Here is an 18,505-nt window from a genome sequence, read left to right on the forward strand (position 1 = left end):
GGGCCCTGCCCCCTAGCGCGGCGCAAGGGATCGCTGACGCTCGACCGGGACGGTGTCCCCAGCCTTCCACGCGGATGCGTGTTTTTCACTCTCGCTCATAGTTTCGATCCGCTTGTGCAGGCCGGGTGATCCCCCTCCGTCCCGGTCGCCCTTGCACCTTGCACCCCCCGGTCTCGCCGACGGGCAGGGTTGCAGCGCAGCGCTGCGCTTCAACCCAAGCCCATAGGAGAACGACCATGACCACGACCACCAACAGCACCTCGACCGTCGAAAATGGCGCGACGGTTTTTATCCCGCTCAACAAGCTCAAGAAGCACCCGATGAATGCCCGCAAGACCCCGCACAGCGAGGGGTCTATCGAGGCGAAAGCGGCGAGCATCGCCGCAAAGGGCATCCTGCAAAATCTGGTGGTGGAGCCGGAAACGACCGCCGAGGGCGAGCCGACCGGCTTCTATCTGGTCAGCATCGGGGAAGGCCGCAGGCTGGCGCAATTGCTGCGCGTCAAGCGCAAGCAGATCAAGAAGACGGAAGCCGTCCGTTGCGTCATCGACACGGCGAACGACGCGGCGGAAATCAGCCTTGACGAGAACGTGACGCGCGAGAACCTTCACCCCGCCGACGAATTCGAGCGCTTCCATGAGCTTTCGGAAAATCGTGGATGGGGCGCCGAGGAAATCGCCGCCCGGTTTGGCGTGACCGCGCATGTGGTGAAGCAGCGGCTTCGCCTTGGCGCTGTCAGCCCCAAGTTGATGCAGGTTTATCGCGACGGTGATTTGACGCTGGACCAGTTGATGGCCTTCGCTATCACCGAGGACCACGCGCGGCAGGAATATGTTTTCGACAACCTATCTTATAACCGTGATCCATCGACTATCCGCCGCGACCTGACCAAGCCCAACGTGGCGGCGACGGATAGGCGCGCGGCCTTTGTCGGCGCGCATGCCTATACGGAGGCAGGTGGCAACATCATCCGCGACCTGTTCACCGAGGATCGCGGCGGCTTCTTTGAAGACCCGACCTTGCTGGACCGGCTTGTCATTGAGAAGCTGGAAGGGATCGCGGAGCAGGTTCAGGAAGCCGAGGGCTGGAAGTGGGTTTCCGTCCATATCGACTTTCCCCACGCGCACGGCATGCGCCGCAGCTATCCGCATCCGGTGGAGCTTTCAGAGGAAGACGCCGTTGCCTACGACGCCGCGCAGGACGAACTTGACCGCCTGACATCGGAATATGACAGCCATGACGAACTGCCCGATGACGTGGACAAGCGTTGCGGGGAGCTTGAAGCCGAGATCGAGCGCATCGACGCGTTGCGCCATGCCTACGAGGCGCAAGAGATCGCAAGCGGCGGCATGTTCATTGTCCTGTCCCATGACGGCGAAGCCCGCATTGAGCGCGGTTTCATCAGGGCCGAGGATGAAGCCCCGGAGCCGGAAGCAGCCGTGGACGGCGAAACCTTCATCGACGGGGTGCGCGTCAATGGTGATGGCGAGATCATCGAAGACGGCGACGGCGATGAGAGCGACGTTTCGGCACCTCACGCCGAGGACGAGGTAGCGGAGGAAGACGGCAAGCCGCTGTCGGACTCGCTCATTCGCGACCTGACCGCGCATCGGACCATGGCCCTGCGTCTCGCCCTTGGCGAGCAGCCGGACATGGCGCTGGTCGCCGTGGTGCATACGCTAGCCGCGCAGACCTTCTATCGCGGCGGCGGGGATGCTCATTGCCTCGAAATCCGCCCAACGAGCAACTATCTCGCGGCCCACGCGGATGGCATCGAGGACACGGCGGCGGCGAAGATGCTGGCGGATCGTCATGCCGGATGGGCGTCCGACATGCCGCGCGATGTGGCGAACCTGTGGAGCTTCATCGCCGGGCTGGACCATGCAAGCCTGATGGCCTTGCTGGCGCATTGCGCTTCGCTGACCGCCAATGCGGTGAAGCTGCCGTGGGAAAGCAGCAAGCGCCACGCCCATGAAACGGCGGACAAGCTGGCGACGGCGGTTACGCTCGACATGACGGCGCACTGGACGCCGACCCTGCGCGCCTATCTCGGTCGCGTCACCAAGGCCCATATCGTCGCCGCCGTGCGCGAAGCCCTTGGCGACGAGGCGGCGGAACGGATCGCGGACATGAAGAAGCAAGCGATGGCGGAAACCGCCGAGCAGCTTCTGGCCGGGACCGGCTGGCTCCCGCCCGTGCTGCGTACCGAGCGGCCCGCATGGCTCACGGACGAGCAATCCGAAGCTCTTCCTACCGAGGCTGACGAGACCGCGCCGGAAGCGCAGCATGATGACCATTTCGCTATCGCGGCGGAATGATCGGAGAGCCGGGACCGCGCAAGCGGCCCCGGCTTCTCACCGGAAAAATCGCGGCCGCGCGGTCCCCGCGCGGCCGGATCACCTCGACCATCGCAACGACACATCCTGTTCATGGTCGACATGACAGGCACGGATCGCCAATACTGCACGATCTTCAAAAGACGGCGCAGATGAGCGGCAACCCGCGCGTGACGTGAAGGAGAAGAACTATGGTCGCCGTCATGCTCATGAGCGTTGTTCTGATCGCCATACTTTGTGTCGCGGCCTATACGCTCGCCGTCTATGCGCTCCCGTTCATGCTTGGGCTTACAGCGGCGCAGTTCGCCTATCAGACCGGCTCCGGCCTGATCGGTGCGGGCCTCGTTGGTCTCGTTGCCGCCGGTGTGGCCTTCGGCATTCTGGCGTTGCTGTTCGACACGCTGCGCTCACCAATCCTTCGCCTGATCGTGGCGCTGATCTTCGCCGCGCCCGCCGCCGTCGCCGGATACGCACTCGTCCACGGCGTCACCAAGGAATCGGTGCCGTCCGAGATCTGGCGGCAAATTTTCTGCATCATCGGCGGCGGCTTTGTCGGTGTGTCGGCTTTGCTTCGACTAGCGGCACCCCTGCCCGCTGGAACTGCACCCGTCCGCTGATGTCATGATAGAATCTGAAAGAACAATGAACTGGCAGGATACCCTTGACCGAAGAATTTCATGAGACTGACCATTGGAAGCTGCTCGCAACCGCGAAACGTTATTTGAGCGGCGCGGATGTGCTGCGTCGCTCAGAGGACTACCAGACGTCCAGAGTTTTGTTCACGCCGGTCCTTCATCTCACAGCACACGGTATGGAGGTGCTGCTGAAAGCCAATCTCGTGGGAGCGGGTCTCACACTTGACGATCTTAGAAAGAAATACGGCCACAACATCGGGTCGCTTTGGGCGCACGACCTGAACCGACTTCTACGCGACAAAGCCGGATCAGTGGCCCGCAAAATTTGGCAGCAAGCTCAGAGCGCGGGACAGTGGAAGGATCAGTTCGAAGAAGACCCCGCAGCCCTTCTGGAAGAATATATCGCTGCCATCAATGCACTTCATACAGCGGCAACCGACTACGCTTTGCGATACGTTGCAGCATCCGAGATGATCGCGCCAAGACCCCATCTTTTGATAGAGACGTTCTTACAGATTTCTGACCTTTGCATTCGCCAACCTCGGTCTCTCGTGCCGTCAAACTAGTCGGATTCGGCAAGGATCGTAATCGGGGCGTTGCCCGCCGGGCCGCGCTCTCGGCTGCGCCGGAACCACGCTAAGCGCGCTTCCGCCATTCGGCTTCGATCACTAACGCGAGGGGCGGCGGCGACCATTTCGCCAGCGCCCCACTATGGCGAGGTTCCCGAAAGGCCGGTCTTAGTCATCGTCGCCGAGATCATCGGCGAACTGGGACCGCTTTGCAGGCCTGTGAGGCAACACAGCAAGGCCGGGAAGCGCGGATCGCCCGGCAAGCCGAGACCATCGACGCGGCACCATGCGGGCGGACGTTCGGCAGCACCGTGCGAGAGATCTGTGCAGCGATAGTGCGAAAACAGGGCCGCATGTCCGGCAATGTCGCCGGAGGCCGTTTGAAGGTCGTGACGATGAGGATCAGGGCGGTGGTGCATCGACTAACGAACATGACGTAATCGCGGGAGCGCCGGCCACGGGCCAGAGGCACGAGATTACTGGAAGGTTGGTTGCCCCCCGATAAGATGAAGAACGGGCTCACGATTTTGGACCGGGCCCAGCATCAAACGGAGGACAACCGTGGATCAGCATATAGGACTCGATGTCTCCCTAAAAGACACTTCGATATCGGTTCGTCAGGATGGCAAGCGCGTTTGGCGCGGCAAGTGTGCATCCGATCCGAAGCTGCTTGCCGAAGTGATCCGCAAACGCGCGCCGAATGCAAAACGCGTGGTATTTGAGACCGGACCGTTGTCGGTTTGGTTTTACCATGCGCTCACTGCGGAGGGTTTGCCCGCGATCTGCATAGACGCGCGCCATGCCAAGGCCGCCCTCGATATGGCTGCCAACAAGACCGATGCAAACGACGCTGACGGTCTGGCGCATTTGGCTGAGGTAGGCTTCTATCGGGAGGTTCGCGTCAAAGGCTTCGACAGCATGTTGATGAGGACGCTGATCACCGCCCGACGCCAACTTATGAAAATGCGGGTGCAGATGTCGAACCAGATACGTGGGCTGATGAAGACGTTTGGGCTGGTCGTACCCAAAGGTGCCGGCAGCGTCTTTGAACGCAACGTTCTTAGGCTTCTAGAAAGCGAAGATAATTTGTCGCGCATCATCCTGCCGCTGCTTAAAGCCTGGAGCGATATTCGGCTTCGCGTTGCGGAGTTGAGCAAGCAACTGGTTGCGATGGCCGGCACAGATCAACGCTGCCGTCTGCTCACTTCGGTGCCTGGTGTAGGTACGGTCACCGCCACGGCCTTTGCAGCAGCAGTGGAGGATTCGATCAACTTCAAGAACTCGCGCGCTGTAGGCGCCTGGGTCGGTCTGACCCCAAAGCGGTATCAATCGGGAGAGGTGGATTATGAAGGCCATATCTCCCGTCGCGGCGACGCTAAGTTACGCACCCTCTTGTACGAGGCAGCCTCGGTCATTTTGAACAGGTCTTCGGAGACGAGCACGTTGCGCACCTGGGCGCTCGCCTTAAAAGAGCGGCTCGGCTTCAAACGCGCGGCAGTAGCCCTCGCGCGCAAATTGGCGGTCATCATGCATGCGATGCTGAAGACAGGCGAGCTGTTTGATCCAAACGCCGGAGCCACCGTGCCGGCCTGATCAACAGCGGCATACCGTCACCAGCACTCCTATCGTTTCACCGATAGCGTCCTTTCAGGGCGCGCCGAGCCGTCCCTGCCGGGGACGCGGCCGAGATCATTCCGCGAAGCGGGAAGCAAATGCTCTTGTGAGCAGATTGCGTCACGAACATAGGAAGATCTTGCCTACGGAACCCATCCTGCGGCGATCAACTTGCGTCGACCGCGTAGACGACCCTGTACCCGGCATACGCATGGCATAAGTTTTGAACGATGATGGCTGCGCTTGACAGAGGGGCGATTAGACGACCCGCCCTATTTCCGTTATCGAGGAGCGAGGCGCAGGAACGGCCGCCATTGTCGTATTCCCCTGATTTCCTGAAACGGGCGCTCCATCCGCGATCTCGATTGGCATGGGTCTGACCGAAGACCGGCTTCGCCTCGCTCGTCTCCCGCAACGTCCGTCGCCAACTTTTTTCCGCCGCCTTCGGCTTTGCATCGCGAAGCAAAAAAGCCGTCGCCGGCCACCTTCCACTGCGTTCCAGCCCCAAGGGGTGCAGGGCCGATCGTCCCCGGTCTCACGACCCCCATCGAGGTCGCAATGGAGCGGTCCGACAGAAAAGGGAATACGACAATGGCGACCATCGGCACCTTCACCAAGAACGAAACCGGCGCGGGCTTCTCCGGCGCGGTCAAAACTCTGACCCTCAACGTCAAGGCCAAGTTCGTCCCCAGCGAGGGCGACAGTGAGCGCGGCCCCGACTTCCGCATCTTCGCAGGGGCCACGGAATTCGGCGCCGCCTGGAAGAAAACCGCCCGCGAGAGCAGCCGCGAATACCTCTCCGTCAAGCTGGACGATCCGAGCTTCCCGGCCCCGATCTACGCCAGCCTGGTCGAAGCCGAGGACGGCAGCGGTCACAACCTCATCTGGTCCCGCCGCACCGGCGAGTAAGGCCGGGCCTACCAAGAAGCCCCGCTACCCAAGCGGGGCTTCTCTATGCTCATGCCCGCCGCCTTCAAGGAACAGGGAGGTCGGGATTCAAGGATTCCGGTTTTCAGGTCTTACCCATCCCGATCGGATTTCGCTCCCAGCCTCCGCTTCGCTCTGGCCGGGCCAGTTGCTTGGGGGCGCTACCCCCTGGCGCGGCGCAAGGGATCGCTGACGCTCAGCCGGGACGGTTTCCCCGGCCTTCCTCCACGTCGTTCCTCCGTTCCGTGCAGGCCGGGTGATCCCCCTCCATCCCGTCCGCCCTTGCACCTTGCACCCCCCGGTCTCGGCGACGGCCAGGGTTGCAGCGCAGCGCTGCGCTCCAACCCAAGCCCATGAGGAGAAAGACCATGCATCACCAACTCGCCACCCGGTTCGGCCGCAACGCCCATCAGATCAGCGGACGTGAGCCGCTGGATAACGAGGCTCTGTTTCGGCACGTTCCATCCGTTTTCGCCCGAGAGGCGCATGACAGCCGCTCAGAGCGTTACGTCTATGTTCCGACCATCGACATCGTGGAGGGGTTGCGCCGCGAGGGCTGGTTTCCGTTCTTCGCGGTGCAGTCGGTTCCGCGCGACGGCAGCCGCCACGGCCACGCCAAGCATATGTTGCGCCTGCGCCGGGATGGCGGCATCGGTAAGCCCGAGGCGGCGGAAGTCATCATCGTAAATAGCCATGACGGAACGTCAGCGTACCAGATGTTTGCCGGTGTCCTGCGCTTCGTTTGCACCAACAGCATGATTGCGGGCGAGCGCTTCGAGGAAGTCCGCGTGCCGCACAAGGGCAATATCCAGCACGACATTATCGAGGCCGTCTTTACCGTCGCGGAGGACTTTCCGCGCCTGATCGACGCCAGCGAAACCATGAAGGAAATCCGCGTTTCCGAGGACGAGCGCCGCGTTCTGGCCGAGGCGAGCCTTGTCGCCCGCTATGGCGAGGACGAAAGCCCGCTGCGCCCCGAACAGATCATCGCGCCGCGCCGCCGCGAGGATATGGGCGGAAGCCTCTGGAGCACGTTCAATGTCATTCAGGAGCATTTGACCAAGGGCGGATTGCACGGCCAGAAGCGCAACGCCGAAGGCCGCATCCGCCGCAGCCAGTCCCGCGCTGTTAACGGCATCGACCAGAATGTCGGACTGAACCGCGCGCTCTGGACGCTGGCGGAAGGAATGCAGAAATTGAAGGGCTATTGAGTGCAAGCGCGACAGGGCCGCCGTCATCGCGGCCCTGTCTTTCACCGCCAGGTTTTGCATCTTCAAAAAATCGCGCCGATCCGGCGTTGCGGATCGGCGGAGCGGCCATGCCCGAACACATGGCCGCGCTCGCCGGACTACGCCCGGCTCGCAAAAACACGCAAGCACTGTTAAGAATACAGTAACCACGATATTGATCGCGTTAGGTTATCCAGTTATCTGAAACGCGCGGCTACCGATACTTCCGGCGAAGTCAGAAGATCTCTATCCCGGCGTTGCTTTGCATGCGCCCGGCATAGATGAGGTAACGCCATGCTGAGTATCGACTGGCGCTCCCCGGCGGCATATAAATTTGCCAAGAGCATTCCCGCTGCCGGTTTCGCTTGGGAATATCTTCGCCGCCATGACGATTATCGTCGTGAGTTTCAGGCCCTAACCGCGTCGGACAAGCCTGACCCCGAACGGCTGGAAGCCTTCGTCAGACGCTGGGGGTTGCGATTTTCCGACTGATCCTGAGACATCCTCCGATCGGCAATCCCTGTTCTGGACTCCAAGCCTTCAACCACAGGCCATCTCGCTCGCCCCGGTGGAGCAGCATGACGCTGCGACCGAGCCGATCGTCACGCTGGCGCATCTCGACGGTCTCGATCTGCGCCACGCCGCGGATGGCTGGCATGGCATCTGGCAGGTCGAAGGCGTCACGCATCAATTCTGGTTGCCGCAAGCCGTCCCAGACGCGCCGGCTTTCTACGGATCATTCCTGCCGATGGACGTCTTCCACGACTTGCGCGCTCACGCCGCCCGTCGGCTCCGCCGCGCGTTGAGTGGCCGTTCCCCTGGTCCCGATTTTCGAGCGCTGCCCGCCCAGCTCCGGCAATGGCACGTCCTGTCGCTGCGCGCGCTCGACGCCCGCCTGCGCGGCGAGAGCTATCGCGCCATCGCCGAGGTCCTGTTTGGCTTTCACGGCACCAAAGAGGATTTCGAGGTCGATCCCCGCAAGAACAAAGCCCGCCGCCTCGTCGCCCATGGCGTCAAGATGATGCGGGGTGGCTATCGCCTGTTGCTGCGCTATCCGATCAAGGTGCCGGGCGAATAAAGCCTACCCATGCCCGCCGCCGCGTGCGGCCATCGCAACCGCCTGTTCCAGAATGCGCCGATAACCCGATCCCGAGAGCCATTGCGCGCGGGCGAGATGGCTTTCCCAGCAAAGGCGGCTGCGCGCTTCGTCGGCTAGGGGATCGCGGTGCAGGACGATGCGGGCCACCTCCTGCCAGTCTGCGCCGTCCCGGCTGGCGTCCAGCAGGCGCAGATAGGTAACGTAATGCTGTTCGTCATAGGCTGTAATGTTTGGCCCGCCCGGAGCTTCATCTTCAACATATGGGTCAAGCTGGGGCTGTCCACGCACGAATTCTGTCCTTTGCATCGGGGATGCGGACGCCATGAAGCATGGTCCGGCAAGCTCGACGTATACCATGACCAAACACGATTAGGAACGATCGTTCCTAGAATGATCGTTCCTATGCTGGTTCCCCTCTTACCATGGATCTCAAGGAGATCATGGCGAGGAATCTGCGTCGAGCACGTCATGATAAGAAACTGACGCAAGAAGAACTCGCCGATCGGGCGGGCCTGAGTATGCGCTACGTCGGTGCGATCGAGCGTGGCGACGTATCCGCCAGCGTCACAGTCCTCGGCCAGATTGCCGATGCCCTTGAGATCGAGCCCGGCGAGCTGCTGAAGAAGATCAGCGCGCCGAAGTAGTCGGTCGCTCGCAGAGCCGAACGTCGCCGGTGTTTCTCCCGCGCGACCATAAGGACGATTCCAGCCACAACAGTTCTGGGGTGCCGCCAGCGCATGAGCGCAAATGCGGCACGCTACCCGTCGCCGATCCCTCGCCATGGTTCGCCATAGCCCGCTGCCGCTCTCGGCACCGGCGCCCCTGACGAACCTGGAGGTGATCCTATGGCCATCCGCAACGCGGACCTGCCGCCGCGCCTATTACGCACTCAGGAAGCATCGCGCTTCCTCGGCATTTCCATCCGCACCCTTGAGAAGCATCGCACCTACGGCACCGGCCCGACCTATCGCAAGATCGGTGGCCGCGTCCTCTACACCGTCCGCGATCTGGAAGCCTGGTCCGAGATCGGCACCCGCAAATCCACGCGCGATACGAACGTCGGCACGGTTTTCCCCGCGCGTCCGCTGACGCCCGAAGAGCGGGGCAAGTGCTGATGCTGCGCGACGACGATCACCGCCCCGCGCAGCAGACCGACACGAGCGAGCGCAGCCGCCTGGACCCCTTCGTGGTCGCAACCGGCGATGCGCCGCCGCGCGACCAGCGCGATTTGATGGAACGGCCTTTCTTCTCGCTGGCGAAGACGCCGCGCACCAAGCCCATTCTTTACAAGGCCGCCGATGTCGAGGTGCAGGTGCTCGCCATGCCCGAGCACGGCATGGCGACCATCTGGGATGCCGACGTGCTGATATGGGCGGCCTCGCAGATTGTGGCGGCCGAGAACAACGGCCTCACCACATCGCGTTTCTTCCGCTTCACGCCCTACCATCTCCTGCGCGCTATCGGACGCTCCACAGGCAACCGCCAATATGTGCTGTTGAAGTCCGCGCTCGCACGCCTGCAATCCACCGTCATCGCCACCACGATCCGCAACGGCACGCATTGGCGGCGTCGGCAATTCTCATGGATCAACGAATGGGAAGAGATGACGACGCGCACTGGGCGCGTCGAGGGCATGGAATTCGTCCTGCCCGAATGGTTCTACAATAGCGTCGTCGACCGCTCGCTGGTGCTCATGATCGACCCGGCCTATTTCCGGCTGACGGGTGGCATCGAGCGCTGGCTATACCGTGTCGCCCGAAAACATGCCGGCCACCAGCCGCACGGCTGGCTGTTCGAGATCGCGCACCTTCACCAGAAATCCGGCAGCATGGCGCGGATATCCGATTTCGCGCTCGACTTGCGTCGCATCGCGGCCCGCCAACCGCTCCCCGGCTACCGCCTCCAGATCGAGCGAGAACACGGCCGCGAACTGCTGCGCATTCGCCCCGAAAACTTGTCCACAGTGCCTGTTGATAAGGGTGTGAATACCATCGGCACATCAGGCGCAAAGGGTATCGGTACATCAGGCGCAACCCTATCGGCACATCAGGCGCACGAACCGCAGTTAAGCCTTTGGCCTGAAAAGCGGAATCCGACCGCTAACTTAGAGTCTAACAGAGAATCTAACTCTTCTTCTTTGACGCGCACGCACGCGAGGCGTGGTGCCGGTGCCGCAAGGTCCGTCGCCGACGTGCTGCGCGACATGCTCGCCCCCGACAAACCCGGTAGCCAGGGAGATCAGCCATGAGCGGCAGATCATCCCGCCATGCGCATGGCCGCCCGCTGCCGGACGGGCCAGCGCCGTTCACCACCCTGGTCGAACTGACCTTCCAGAAACAGAAGATCGAGCATTGGATCCGGTTCGGCCACAAAGCTTACGAACAGATCCTCGACCGTCGCCGCAGCATCGTCGGCTTCGCACCCGAAAGCATCTTCGCCTTCGTCCGCTGGGCGGCCGGTGAGCATGGCACGATGATCTCGCGCATCGACATCGTGCGCGCCATCGGCCGCGGCGAGCCGTTCCAGACGCTGCCCTTCGTCCGCCCCGGCGGCGACATCCTGTTGCGTCTCGATAGCTGGTCGAAGGTCCAGCGCGCGCTTGCCGCGATCGACGCCGTGGAAGCGCTCGGCCTCGATCCGGCCGACGCTTCGCCCGATCACTGGCGGCACGTCCATAACCGAGTTGCCGCCGGCCTGGAGCCCAACGCTTACACGCCCGAGCGTCATGCCGCATGGATTGGTCGCCGGAGGATCGCGCCATGACGCGCGCCGGCCTCATCATCGTGACCGCGCTTGCGACCATCGGCGTCGGTTATCCCGGCCTCACGCCGATGCCGGTCAAACTGATCTGGAACGCATCGGCCAGTGCGCCGGTCGGCTTCTACACCGTCGATTTCGACGGACCGTTTGAAGTCACCGATCTTGTCGTTGTCGATGCGCCCGAACCGCTTGCGAGCTTCCTCGCCGAGCGCGGCTATCTGCCGAAAGGCGTGCCGCTGTTGAAGCGCGTGCTTGCGGTCTCCGGACAGACAGTTTGCAGGGCCGGCCGCACCATCACCGTCGATGGCATCGCCGCCGGCATCGCGCTCGAGCGCGACCGCGCCGGTCGCAATCTTCCTGTCTGGCAGGGCTGCCAACGCATCCACACCGGCGAAATCTTCCTGATGAACTGGCAGGTCCGCGACAGTCTGGACGGCAGGTATTTCGGCGTGACCTCCACCGACCAGATCATCGGCCGGGCGCTGCCGCTCTGGACCGATGAGGAAGGCGACGGCTGCTACGTGTGGCGCGCCCAAACGCACTGAGCGGGCGCACTGAACTCCCCCACCAAACCACCAGAAAAGGAGACTATTCATGCCGCAGATCGGTCAATTCACGCGCGAGCAATCCGGCTTCACCGGGCGCGTTCACACCCTCACGCTCTACCGTGAACTCACCATCGTTCCCGCCGAACATTCGGACGCGGAGAACGCGCCGGACTACCGTGTCCATCACGGGGCCGACGACGGCCCGGAGATCGGCGCGGCGTGGAAACGCACCGGCGAGAAGGCCGGCGAATATCTGTCCGTGCTGCTCGACGATCCAGCTCTGCCGCAGCCGATCCGTGCCAACCTGTTCCGCGACGACGATACGGGATCGTCATGGTCGCTGCACTGGACCCGCCCGAAACCGCGCGAGGAGCGGGACTAAGGCCATGCGGTCCCCCATCATCATCGCGCTCAAAGCCTTCATTCCTTTGTTCGCGGAAAAGCCGTCTCATTCCTTCGTCCCGCTCGACCATAAGTCGGCCGGCGCGCGCAGCGAAAGTCAGGGGCGGCCAACGGCCGGCGCTTCGCGCGCACCCTTGACCGCAGCGAGCACGCTGGCAGGCTGGTGGTTGCGCGGAGAAAGGCGGGCACGGCGCTATGCCGTTCTCCTCCTCGCTTGCGGGCTTGCGCTCGGCGCGGGATCGCCCGTGACACTGGCGCAATCCGCGCCCGTCACGCGCACGGTCGCCGCCGATCCTCAAGCCGGTCATATCGCCGAGGCGTCCCAGCGCTTCGGCATTCCCGAACACTGGATTCGCGCCGTGCTGCGCGCCGAGAGCGCCGGCGACGTGCGCGCGATCTCGTCGGCGGGCGCGATCGGGCTCATGCAGGTCATGCCCGATACCTGGGCGGGCCTGCGGGTCCGCTATCGGCTCGGCCGTAACCCTTACGATCCGCGCGACAACATCCTCGCAGGCACCGCCTATCTGCGCGAGATGTGGGATCGCTACGGCAATGTCGCGGCGATGCTCGCCGCCTACAATGCCGGTCCCGGCCGCTATGACGAACATCGCTCGACGGGCCGTCCGCTGCCCGCGGAAACCCGCGCCTATGTCGGAGCGCTTGCCTCGGCACTCGGCGGCAGCGCGGTCGCAACGGAAACGCCGGAAAAGCAGTCCACACCGCCGCCCGATTGGCGCGATGCACCGCTCTTCGTCCTGCGCCCAAACGCCAGAGGGGTCACCGATTCCGTGCAGACTATCGGCACATCGGGCGACGCTCGCACGACCGTTCCAGTGCGTGAGCGCCGCGATCCGGAGCCGCGAGACGGCAGCATGTTCGTGGCGCGGGCGGTCGATGGAGGAGCGCCATGAGAATGGCGTTTCCGCGTCCGCTTGCGCTCGTTCCAGTGTGCAGTCAGGCAGGAGGTTGCCCGGCTGCCTTCTCGTCAGGAAGGGCGGAAAGGTCAGAAAGGGTGGAGGGCAAGATAAAGGAAACCGGCACCACGTCGGTCCGGTTTCTGAATTTCTCCTTGTCTGCACACTGGTTAGGGGAGCCACGCGCGGCACCATGGTTTTGGACCTCGCGTGCCGCGTGTTCGCGCAAAGCCCTGGCTTTTCTGGATTTTGACCGGCACCATAGCCCGAAACTGGGCGTTTTCCCGCAATTTTGGCCGGTGGCGCGTCCATGAGCGCCGACGACGAATTCCGCTTCCGCCCGAAGCCCGGCCGTATCCGTGCCGATACGCCAAAGGCAGGCAAGGCCAAGAGCTTTCTCAGCCAGGCCAAGAAGATCGCGCGCCAGCACAGCAACGGCCCATCCAGATCGTCGGCTCGATCGTCGCAGCGGTCGAGCACGAGCCCCGGCATGAAGGGCGGCAAGGCTATCGGCTCTGCCAAAAGTCCCGGCCTCAAGCGCGGCCGCGGCGCGGCCTTCGTCCGCGCCCGCACTCTCTCTGGTGGATGGAAGCACAGCACGCCCGGTATGCGGCGCGTCGTCGTCAAAACCCGCTACGTCCAGGGCGCGGGCAAGAACGGGAAGTCCGCCGCTCATCTGCGCTATATCCAGCGTGACGGCACCTCGCGCGACGGCGAGCGCGGCCAGCTCTATTCCGCCACCGAGGATCGCGCCGACGGCGCGGCCTTCGTCGAGCGCGGCGCCGATGATCGCCACCAGTTCCGCTTCATCGTCTCGCCGGAGGATGCCGCTGATCTCACCGATCTGACAGCCCACACCCGCGACCTCATGAGCCAGATCGAAACCGATCTCGGCACGAAGCTCGATTGGGTCGCGGTCAATCACCACAACACTGGCCATCCCCATGTGCACGTCATCGTCCGCGGCAAGGACGAGCTGGGCGAGAACCTTGTCATCAACGGCGACTATCTCGCCAACGGCATCCGCGAGCGCGCCAGCGAATTGACGACGCTCGAACTCGGCCCCGTTACCGAGATCGAGCAGAGCCGCAAGCTGTCGGCCGAGATCGACCAGGACCGCTTCACCCGCATCGACCGGGCCATGACGGAGGAAGCCGAAGGCCGCGTCCTCGACCTGCGCCATGAACCTGCCGATCCGAAGCACCAGTTCAACCGGACGCTCAGCCTGCGCCGTCTCGCCAAGCTGGAGAAGATGGGGCTCGCTACCGAGCACGCGTCCGGCGTCTGGGAGTTGAGCGAGCGGATGGAACCGGCGCTGCGCGAGCTGGGCGAGCGCGGCGACATCATCCGCAATATGCACAAGGCGCTGAAGGCGGACGGCCTAGAGCGAGATCCCATGACCTTCCAGATTCACGATGCTGCGCCGGAAGTCCCGATCGTCGGCCGCGTCGTCGACAAATATCTGACCGACGAACTGGGCGAGAACCTGACCGTCGTGGTCGATGGTATCGACGGCCGCACGCACCATCTGGCCGGCATCGACCCGGCCCGTGTCGCGGACGCCCGGATCGGCAGTGTCGTCGAGATCGGTCCCGCCGAGACCGCGAGCCGCCCGTCCGACCGCACCATCGCGACCATCGCCGAGGTCGGCGTTTATCGGCCGAGCCGCCATCTCGAACAGGCGAGGTTCGAGGGGCGTGTTCCGGGCGGCGATTACGAGGGCTATGTCGATGCGCATGTCCGGCGGCTGGAGGCGCTACGTCGCGCCGGGATCGCCGAGCGGATCGACGCCGACCAGTGGCGCATCCCCGAGGACTTCGAGAACCGCGCCGCCGCCTATGATGCGGGCCGTAACCGGCAGGCCAATATCCGCGTTCTGTCTGCCGCCCGGCTGGAAAGCCAGATCGGCGCGGATGGTGCGACCTGGCTCGACCGGCGACTTGTATCGGCAGAGGCATCGGATCTCGTTCCGTCCGGCTTCGGCCAGCAGGTGCGCGATGCGATGGACCGCCGCCGCGAGCATCATATCGAACAGGGCGACGCAACGCGCGGGCTGAACGGCGGCGCGCTCTATCGGCGCAACCTTCTCGCCACGCTGCGCGAGCGCGAGATTACTCGCATCGGTACGGAGATGGCTGCAAGCAAGGCCCTGCCGTTTCGCGCGGCCACCGACGGCGGGGGCGTCACCGGCAAGTTCACCGGGACCGTGCAGCTATCGAGCGGCAAGTTCGCCGTTGTCGAGCAGAGCCATGAGTTCACCCTTGTCCCGTGGCGGCCAGTCATCGATCGCCAGCTCGGCCGCGAGGTCTCAGGTATCGTGCAGGGTGGGTCGGTCTCGTGGCAGTTGGGACGTTCACGCGGTCTTGCGCTTTGACACTGTGTCCTCGGATGAAGGACGCCATGCGTGTAACATCGCGACGAGACTTTCGCGATCATCATGTGTTGCTGCCGGAGCCCGACGCATCGGAGTCCAGCATAAGCCCCGGCCAGTAAAACCCATCGCTGGTCGGGCGTGCGCCAAAGATGGCTTGTCCGACCCGCACGACGTTGGCGCCTTCCTCAATGGCGACCTCGAAATCACCCGACATGCCCATGGAAAGCTCCGTCAGGTCAGAGTGGATAGAGACGGCACGGTCGCGCAGATCGCGCAGAAAACGGAAGCAAGTCCGCACGCGCTCGGTATCGGCGCTGAAGATCGCCAGCGTCATGAGACCGCGCGGCTTCAGCCGGGGATATTCGGACAGGCGTTGGACAAAGGGAATGAGATCGTCGGGATGTAGGCCGTACTTGCTGGCCTCGCCCGAGGTATTGACCTGCACGAACACGTCGAGGTCACGTCCCTCCGCTTCCAGGCGACGATTCAGTTCATCGGCCAATCGCAAGCTGTCGAGCGCATGGAACTCGGAGGCAAATCGAACCAGATACTTCACCTTGTTCGTCTGGAGGTGGCCGATGATGCTCCAGCGGATCGGCAGATCGCCGAGGATGGCCCGCTTGTCGCGGGCCTCCTGGAGCTTGTTTTCCCCGAAGTCGGCGATCCCGGCGGCGTATGCGAGCCGCAGGACATGGGCCGGAACCGTTTTGGTGACGGGCAGAAGGCGTACATCATCAAGGCTACGCCCGCTCCGATGGCAGGCGGCTGCGATGCGCTCCTGAACTCTTTTCAGGTTTGCGGCAAAGGCAATGGCGGGATCGCTGCTGAAGCGGGCGATCTCTTCCGGCAGAAGCTCAATAGTCGAAGGCGTGTTCATCGCGGCCCCGCCTCCTATCAGTAAGGCAGCGGAAAGCGCGCGACGAGCTGGCGCACGCGCGCGTTGATCCCTTGCCGATCCGCATCGAGCGTCCCGGCGCGGACGGCATGGAGCGTATCGAGAATGAGCGCGGCGATCTCACGATATTCGTCCACCCCGAAGCCGCGAGACGTGCCTGCGGCCGTCCCGACGCGGATGCCGGACGTCACCATGGGCTTTTCCGGATCGTTCGGGATCGCATTCTTGTTGAGCGTGATGCCCACCGACTCCAAAGCCTTCTCAGCGACATTGCCGGTCGCGCCGAAGGGACGCAGATCGACGACGGCCAGATGGCAATCCGTGCCGCCGGAAGTGATCTTCAGACCGCCATCGGAAAGAGCCTGCGCCAGCACACGACAATTCTCGACCACAGCTTGCGTATAAGTCTTGAATGACGGTTGCAGCGCTTCGCCGAATGCCACCGCCTTCGCGGCGATGACATGCATGAGCGGTCCGCCCTGAAGGCCGGGGAACGTCGCGGAATTGATCTTCTTCGCGATCTCGGCATCATTGGTCAGAACGAAGCCGCCGCGAGGCCCGCGCAGCGTCTTATGCGTGGTCGAGGTGACGACATCGGCAAAGGGAACCGGCGACGGATAGACGCCGCCAGCCACGAGCCCCGCAAAATGCGCCATGTCGACGAGCAGGACCGCCCCAACATCATCAGCGATCTGGCGGAAGCGCGCAAAGTCCATGACGCGGGGATAGGCCGAGCCGCCGGCAATCAGGAGCTTGGGCCGGTGTTGGTGCGCAAGCGCGGCCACCTGATCCATGTCGATGCGATGAGTCTCCGGATCGACGCCATAGCTGACAACATTGAACCAGCGGCCGGACATGTTGACCGGAGCACCATGGGTCAGGTGTCCGCCGGCCTTCAAATCCAGACCGAGGATCGTATCACCGGGCGTAAGGAGCGCCAGAAACACCGCCTGATTGGCCTGGCTGCCCGAATGCGGCTGGACGTTGGCGTGAGCGCTGCCGAAAAGCTGGTTCACGCGCGCAATCGCCAAATCCTCGACAACATCCACATTCACGCAGCCGCCATAGTAGCGGCGGTGCGGATAGCCTTCGGCATATTTGTTGGTGAGAACGGAGCCCTGCGCATCGAGAACCGCCTGGCTCACGAAATTCTCCGAGGCGATCAGTTCGATGGACTCGCGCTGGCGAATCTTCTCATTGGCGATCGCAACAGCAACGGCGTCATCGGCGAGCGACAAACCGGCAGCGCTCACGCCTGCGTTTTCGATCTTCTGAACTGCGTGCGGCGCTCGAGATGTGGCCATTGCTGATCTCCTTCAAGATGCTGATCAATTGGTTCTTCTCCGCGCAGGTTTCGCGCGGCAGTGTCCGTCAGCACCTATCATGGGCGTGGTCTGCTGTTCCCTTCCACTTTTGAGAGGTCATTCAGACCATTCAGTCAGGATGATCAATATGCATGTTACTGCGCAGCGTCAGACCACGCCCTGAAGCCATTCCGCCAGCATCTTTTGCCCGGCCTCGCGCAGTTCCGGTCCGACCTGCGCTGCGTGGGTGCGCAGCACGCGCGGGTCGATACCGGCCCCGGCTAACTCGGCTGCATGACCCGTCAGCCATCGCTCGATACCGGCGGTCACATCAACCTCCGGATGGAATTGCAGAGCCAGCACATGGTGGCCAAGCGAAAACCCCTGGGTAGCGCAGAGCGGTGTCGACGCCAGATTCTCCGCCGTGTCGGGAATTTGGAAGGCATCCCCGTGCCAATGCAGGACGGGAATGCCTTCCAGATGCCGAAGCGGCCCAACCCGTCCAGCATCATTCAGTCTGAGTGGACCAAATCCGATTTCCTTGTGCCCCATAGGTCCGACATCGGCGCCGAGCGCCTTGGCGATTTGTTGCGCTCCGAGGCAGATGCCGAGCGTCGGGCGAGCAGCGGCCAGTCTTGTCGCCAGAATGGCGCACTCTTCGGCGAGGTACGGATAGGCCTCGGTTTCATAGACTCCGACAGGACCGCCGAGGACAATCAGCAAATCCGGTTCCAGCGGATCGAGCGTCGCGAAAGGGTCCGCATCGAGATCGTGATAGCGGACAGCGTAGCCGGCGTCCGACAGCACCGCATCGAAGATGCCAAGGTCTTCAAAATGGACGTGCCGGATAGCCACCGCTGTTTTGTGCATGAACCGTTCTCTCTTCCTGCGCGAGCAGC

The 18,505-nt window shown here is 63.1% G+C and carries 20 protein-coding genes; 16 read left to right on the forward strand and 4 right to left on the reverse strand.

Features of this window, described 5'->3' with window-relative positions; genetic code table 11:
- The first annotated feature begins 236 nt into the window (after positions 1-236).
- The 8 genes from SAMIE_RS19615 to SAMIE_RS19650 all read left to right on the forward strand — a co-directional run bounded on the left by SAMIE_RS19615 (position 237) and on the right by SAMIE_RS19650 (position 8,388).
- Complete coding sequence (locus tag SAMIE_RS19615; RefSeq protein WP_066696439.1) at positions 237-2,318, forward strand: ParB/RepB/Spo0J family partition protein; 2,082 nt, start codon at positions 237-239, stop codon at positions 2,316-2,318.
- A gap of 209 nt (positions 2,319-2,527) precedes the next feature.
- Positions 2,528-2,953 (forward strand): hypothetical protein, encoded by a 426-nt coding sequence (locus SAMIE_RS19620; RefSeq protein ID WP_066696442.1) that lies wholly within the window; start codon positions 2,528-2,530, stop codon positions 2,951-2,953.
- 44 nt (positions 2,954-2,997) lie between these two features.
- Complete coding sequence (locus tag SAMIE_RS19625) at positions 2,998-3,537, forward strand: hypothetical protein (protein WP_066696444.1); 540 nt, start codon at positions 2,998-3,000, stop codon at positions 3,535-3,537.
- 564 nt (positions 3,538-4,101) lie between these two features.
- Entirely contained in the window at positions 4,102-5,133 is a 1,032-nt protein-coding gene (locus SAMIE_RS19630) for an IS110 family RNA-guided transposase (RefSeq protein WP_066696446.1), read from the forward strand.
- Positions 5,134-5,745: 612 nt separating this feature from the next.
- Positions 5,746-6,063 carry a DUF736 domain-containing protein gene (locus SAMIE_RS19635; RefSeq protein ID WP_066696448.1) on the forward strand — a complete coding sequence of 106 codons (318 nt, stop codon included), beginning with the start codon at positions 5,746-5,748 and terminating at the stop codon, positions 6,061-6,063.
- Between the two features lie 386 nt (positions 6,064-6,449).
- Positions 6,450-7,292, forward strand: a complete 843-nt coding sequence (locus tag SAMIE_RS19640; protein WP_066696449.1) for a DUF932 domain-containing protein — start codon at positions 6,450-6,452, stop codon at positions 7,290-7,292.
- A 312-nt stretch (positions 7,293-7,604) separates the two neighbouring features.
- Positions 7,605-7,802 (forward strand): transcriptional regulator domain-containing protein, encoded by a 198-nt coding sequence (locus SAMIE_RS19645; protein ID WP_066696451.1) that lies wholly within the window; start codon positions 7,605-7,607, stop codon positions 7,800-7,802.
- 76 nt (positions 7,803-7,878) lie between these two features.
- Entirely contained in the window at positions 7,879-8,388 is a 510-nt protein-coding gene (locus SAMIE_RS19650; protein ID WP_232037318.1) for a DUF2285 domain-containing protein, read from the forward strand.
- A 3-nt stretch (positions 8,389-8,391) separates the two neighbouring features.
- Here SAMIE_RS19650 and SAMIE_RS19655 read toward each other — a convergent pair whose 3' ends face one another.
- A complete protein-coding gene (locus SAMIE_RS19655) occupies positions 8,392-8,715 on the reverse strand; it encodes a DNA -binding domain-containing protein (RefSeq protein ID WP_197724654.1) in 324 nt (107 codons plus the stop codon).
- Positions 8,716-8,831: 116 nt separating this feature from the next.
- Here SAMIE_RS19655 and SAMIE_RS19660 point away from each other — a divergent pair, with 116 nt between their 5' ends.
- From SAMIE_RS19660 to SAMIE_RS23490, 8 genes are all read left to right on the forward strand, one after another.
- Entirely contained in the window at positions 8,832-9,053 is a 222-nt protein-coding gene (locus SAMIE_RS19660) for a helix-turn-helix domain-containing protein (RefSeq protein WP_066696458.1), read from the forward strand.
- A gap of 201 nt (positions 9,054-9,254) precedes the next feature.
- Entirely contained in the window at positions 9,255-9,524 is a 270-nt protein-coding gene (locus SAMIE_RS19665) for a helix-turn-helix transcriptional regulator (protein WP_066696461.1), read from the forward strand.
- A complete protein-coding gene (locus SAMIE_RS19670; protein WP_066696847.1) occupies positions 9,524-10,657 on the forward strand; it encodes a replication initiator protein A in 1,134 nt (377 codons plus the stop codon). The genes SAMIE_RS19665 and SAMIE_RS19670 overlap by 1 nt, the downstream gene beginning before the upstream one ends.
- Positions 10,654-11,172 carry a DUF2840 domain-containing protein gene (locus SAMIE_RS19675; RefSeq protein ID WP_066696463.1) on the forward strand — a complete coding sequence of 173 codons (519 nt, stop codon included), beginning with the start codon at positions 10,654-10,656 and terminating at the stop codon, positions 11,170-11,172. Before SAMIE_RS19670 ends, SAMIE_RS19675 begins: the two co-directional genes overlap by 4 nt.
- Complete coding sequence (locus SAMIE_RS19680; RefSeq protein ID WP_066696465.1) at positions 11,169-11,714, forward strand: S26 family signal peptidase; 546 nt, start codon at positions 11,169-11,171, stop codon at positions 11,712-11,714. The genes SAMIE_RS19675 and SAMIE_RS19680 overlap by 4 nt, the downstream gene beginning before the upstream one ends.
- 49 nt (positions 11,715-11,763) lie before the next feature.
- Positions 11,764-12,099, forward strand: coding sequence for a DUF736 domain-containing protein (locus SAMIE_RS19685; protein WP_066696467.1), 336 nt, complete (start codon positions 11,764-11,766; stop codon positions 12,097-12,099).
- A 4-nt stretch (positions 12,100-12,103) separates the two neighbouring features.
- Positions 12,104-13,030, forward strand: coding sequence for a lytic transglycosylase domain-containing protein (locus SAMIE_RS19690; protein ID WP_066696469.1), 927 nt, complete (start codon positions 12,104-12,106; stop codon positions 13,028-13,030).
- A 1,144-nt stretch (positions 13,031-14,174) separates the two neighbouring features.
- Positions 14,175-15,407 (forward strand): DUF3363 domain-containing protein, encoded by a 1,233-nt coding sequence (locus SAMIE_RS23490; RefSeq protein ID WP_083952359.1) that lies wholly within the window; start codon positions 14,175-14,177, stop codon positions 15,405-15,407.
- A 61-nt stretch (positions 15,408-15,468) separates the two neighbouring features.
- Here the strand turns inward: SAMIE_RS23490 and SAMIE_RS19700 are convergent, their stop codons facing one another.
- The 3 genes from SAMIE_RS19700 to SAMIE_RS19710 form a co-directional block, all read right to left on the reverse strand.
- Positions 15,469-16,284: a YggS family pyridoxal phosphate-dependent enzyme gene (locus SAMIE_RS19700; RefSeq protein WP_066696473.1), complete on the reverse strand. Its 816-nt coding sequence runs from the start codon at positions 16,282-16,284 to the stop codon at positions 15,469-15,471.
- A gap of 17 nt (positions 16,285-16,301) precedes the next feature.
- The gene (glyA, locus tag SAMIE_RS19705) at positions 16,302-17,606 is read right to left on the reverse strand and encodes a serine hydroxymethyltransferase (RefSeq protein ID WP_066696475.1); all 1,305 of its coding nucleotides are present in this window, start codon (positions 17,604-17,606) and stop codon (positions 16,302-16,304) included.
- A 168-nt stretch (positions 17,607-17,774) separates the two neighbouring features.
- On the reverse strand, positions 17,775-18,476 hold the full coding sequence (locus SAMIE_RS19710; RefSeq protein ID WP_066696478.1) for a glutamine amidotransferase: 702 nt from the start codon (positions 18,474-18,476) through the stop codon (positions 17,775-17,777).
- Positions 18,477-18,505 lie beyond the last annotated feature (29 nt).

It is taken from the genome of Sphingobium amiense (assembly GCF_003967075.1).
In the GTDB taxonomy this organism is placed as follows: Bacteria; Pseudomonadota; Alphaproteobacteria; order Sphingomonadales; family Sphingomonadaceae; genus Sphingobium; species Sphingobium amiense.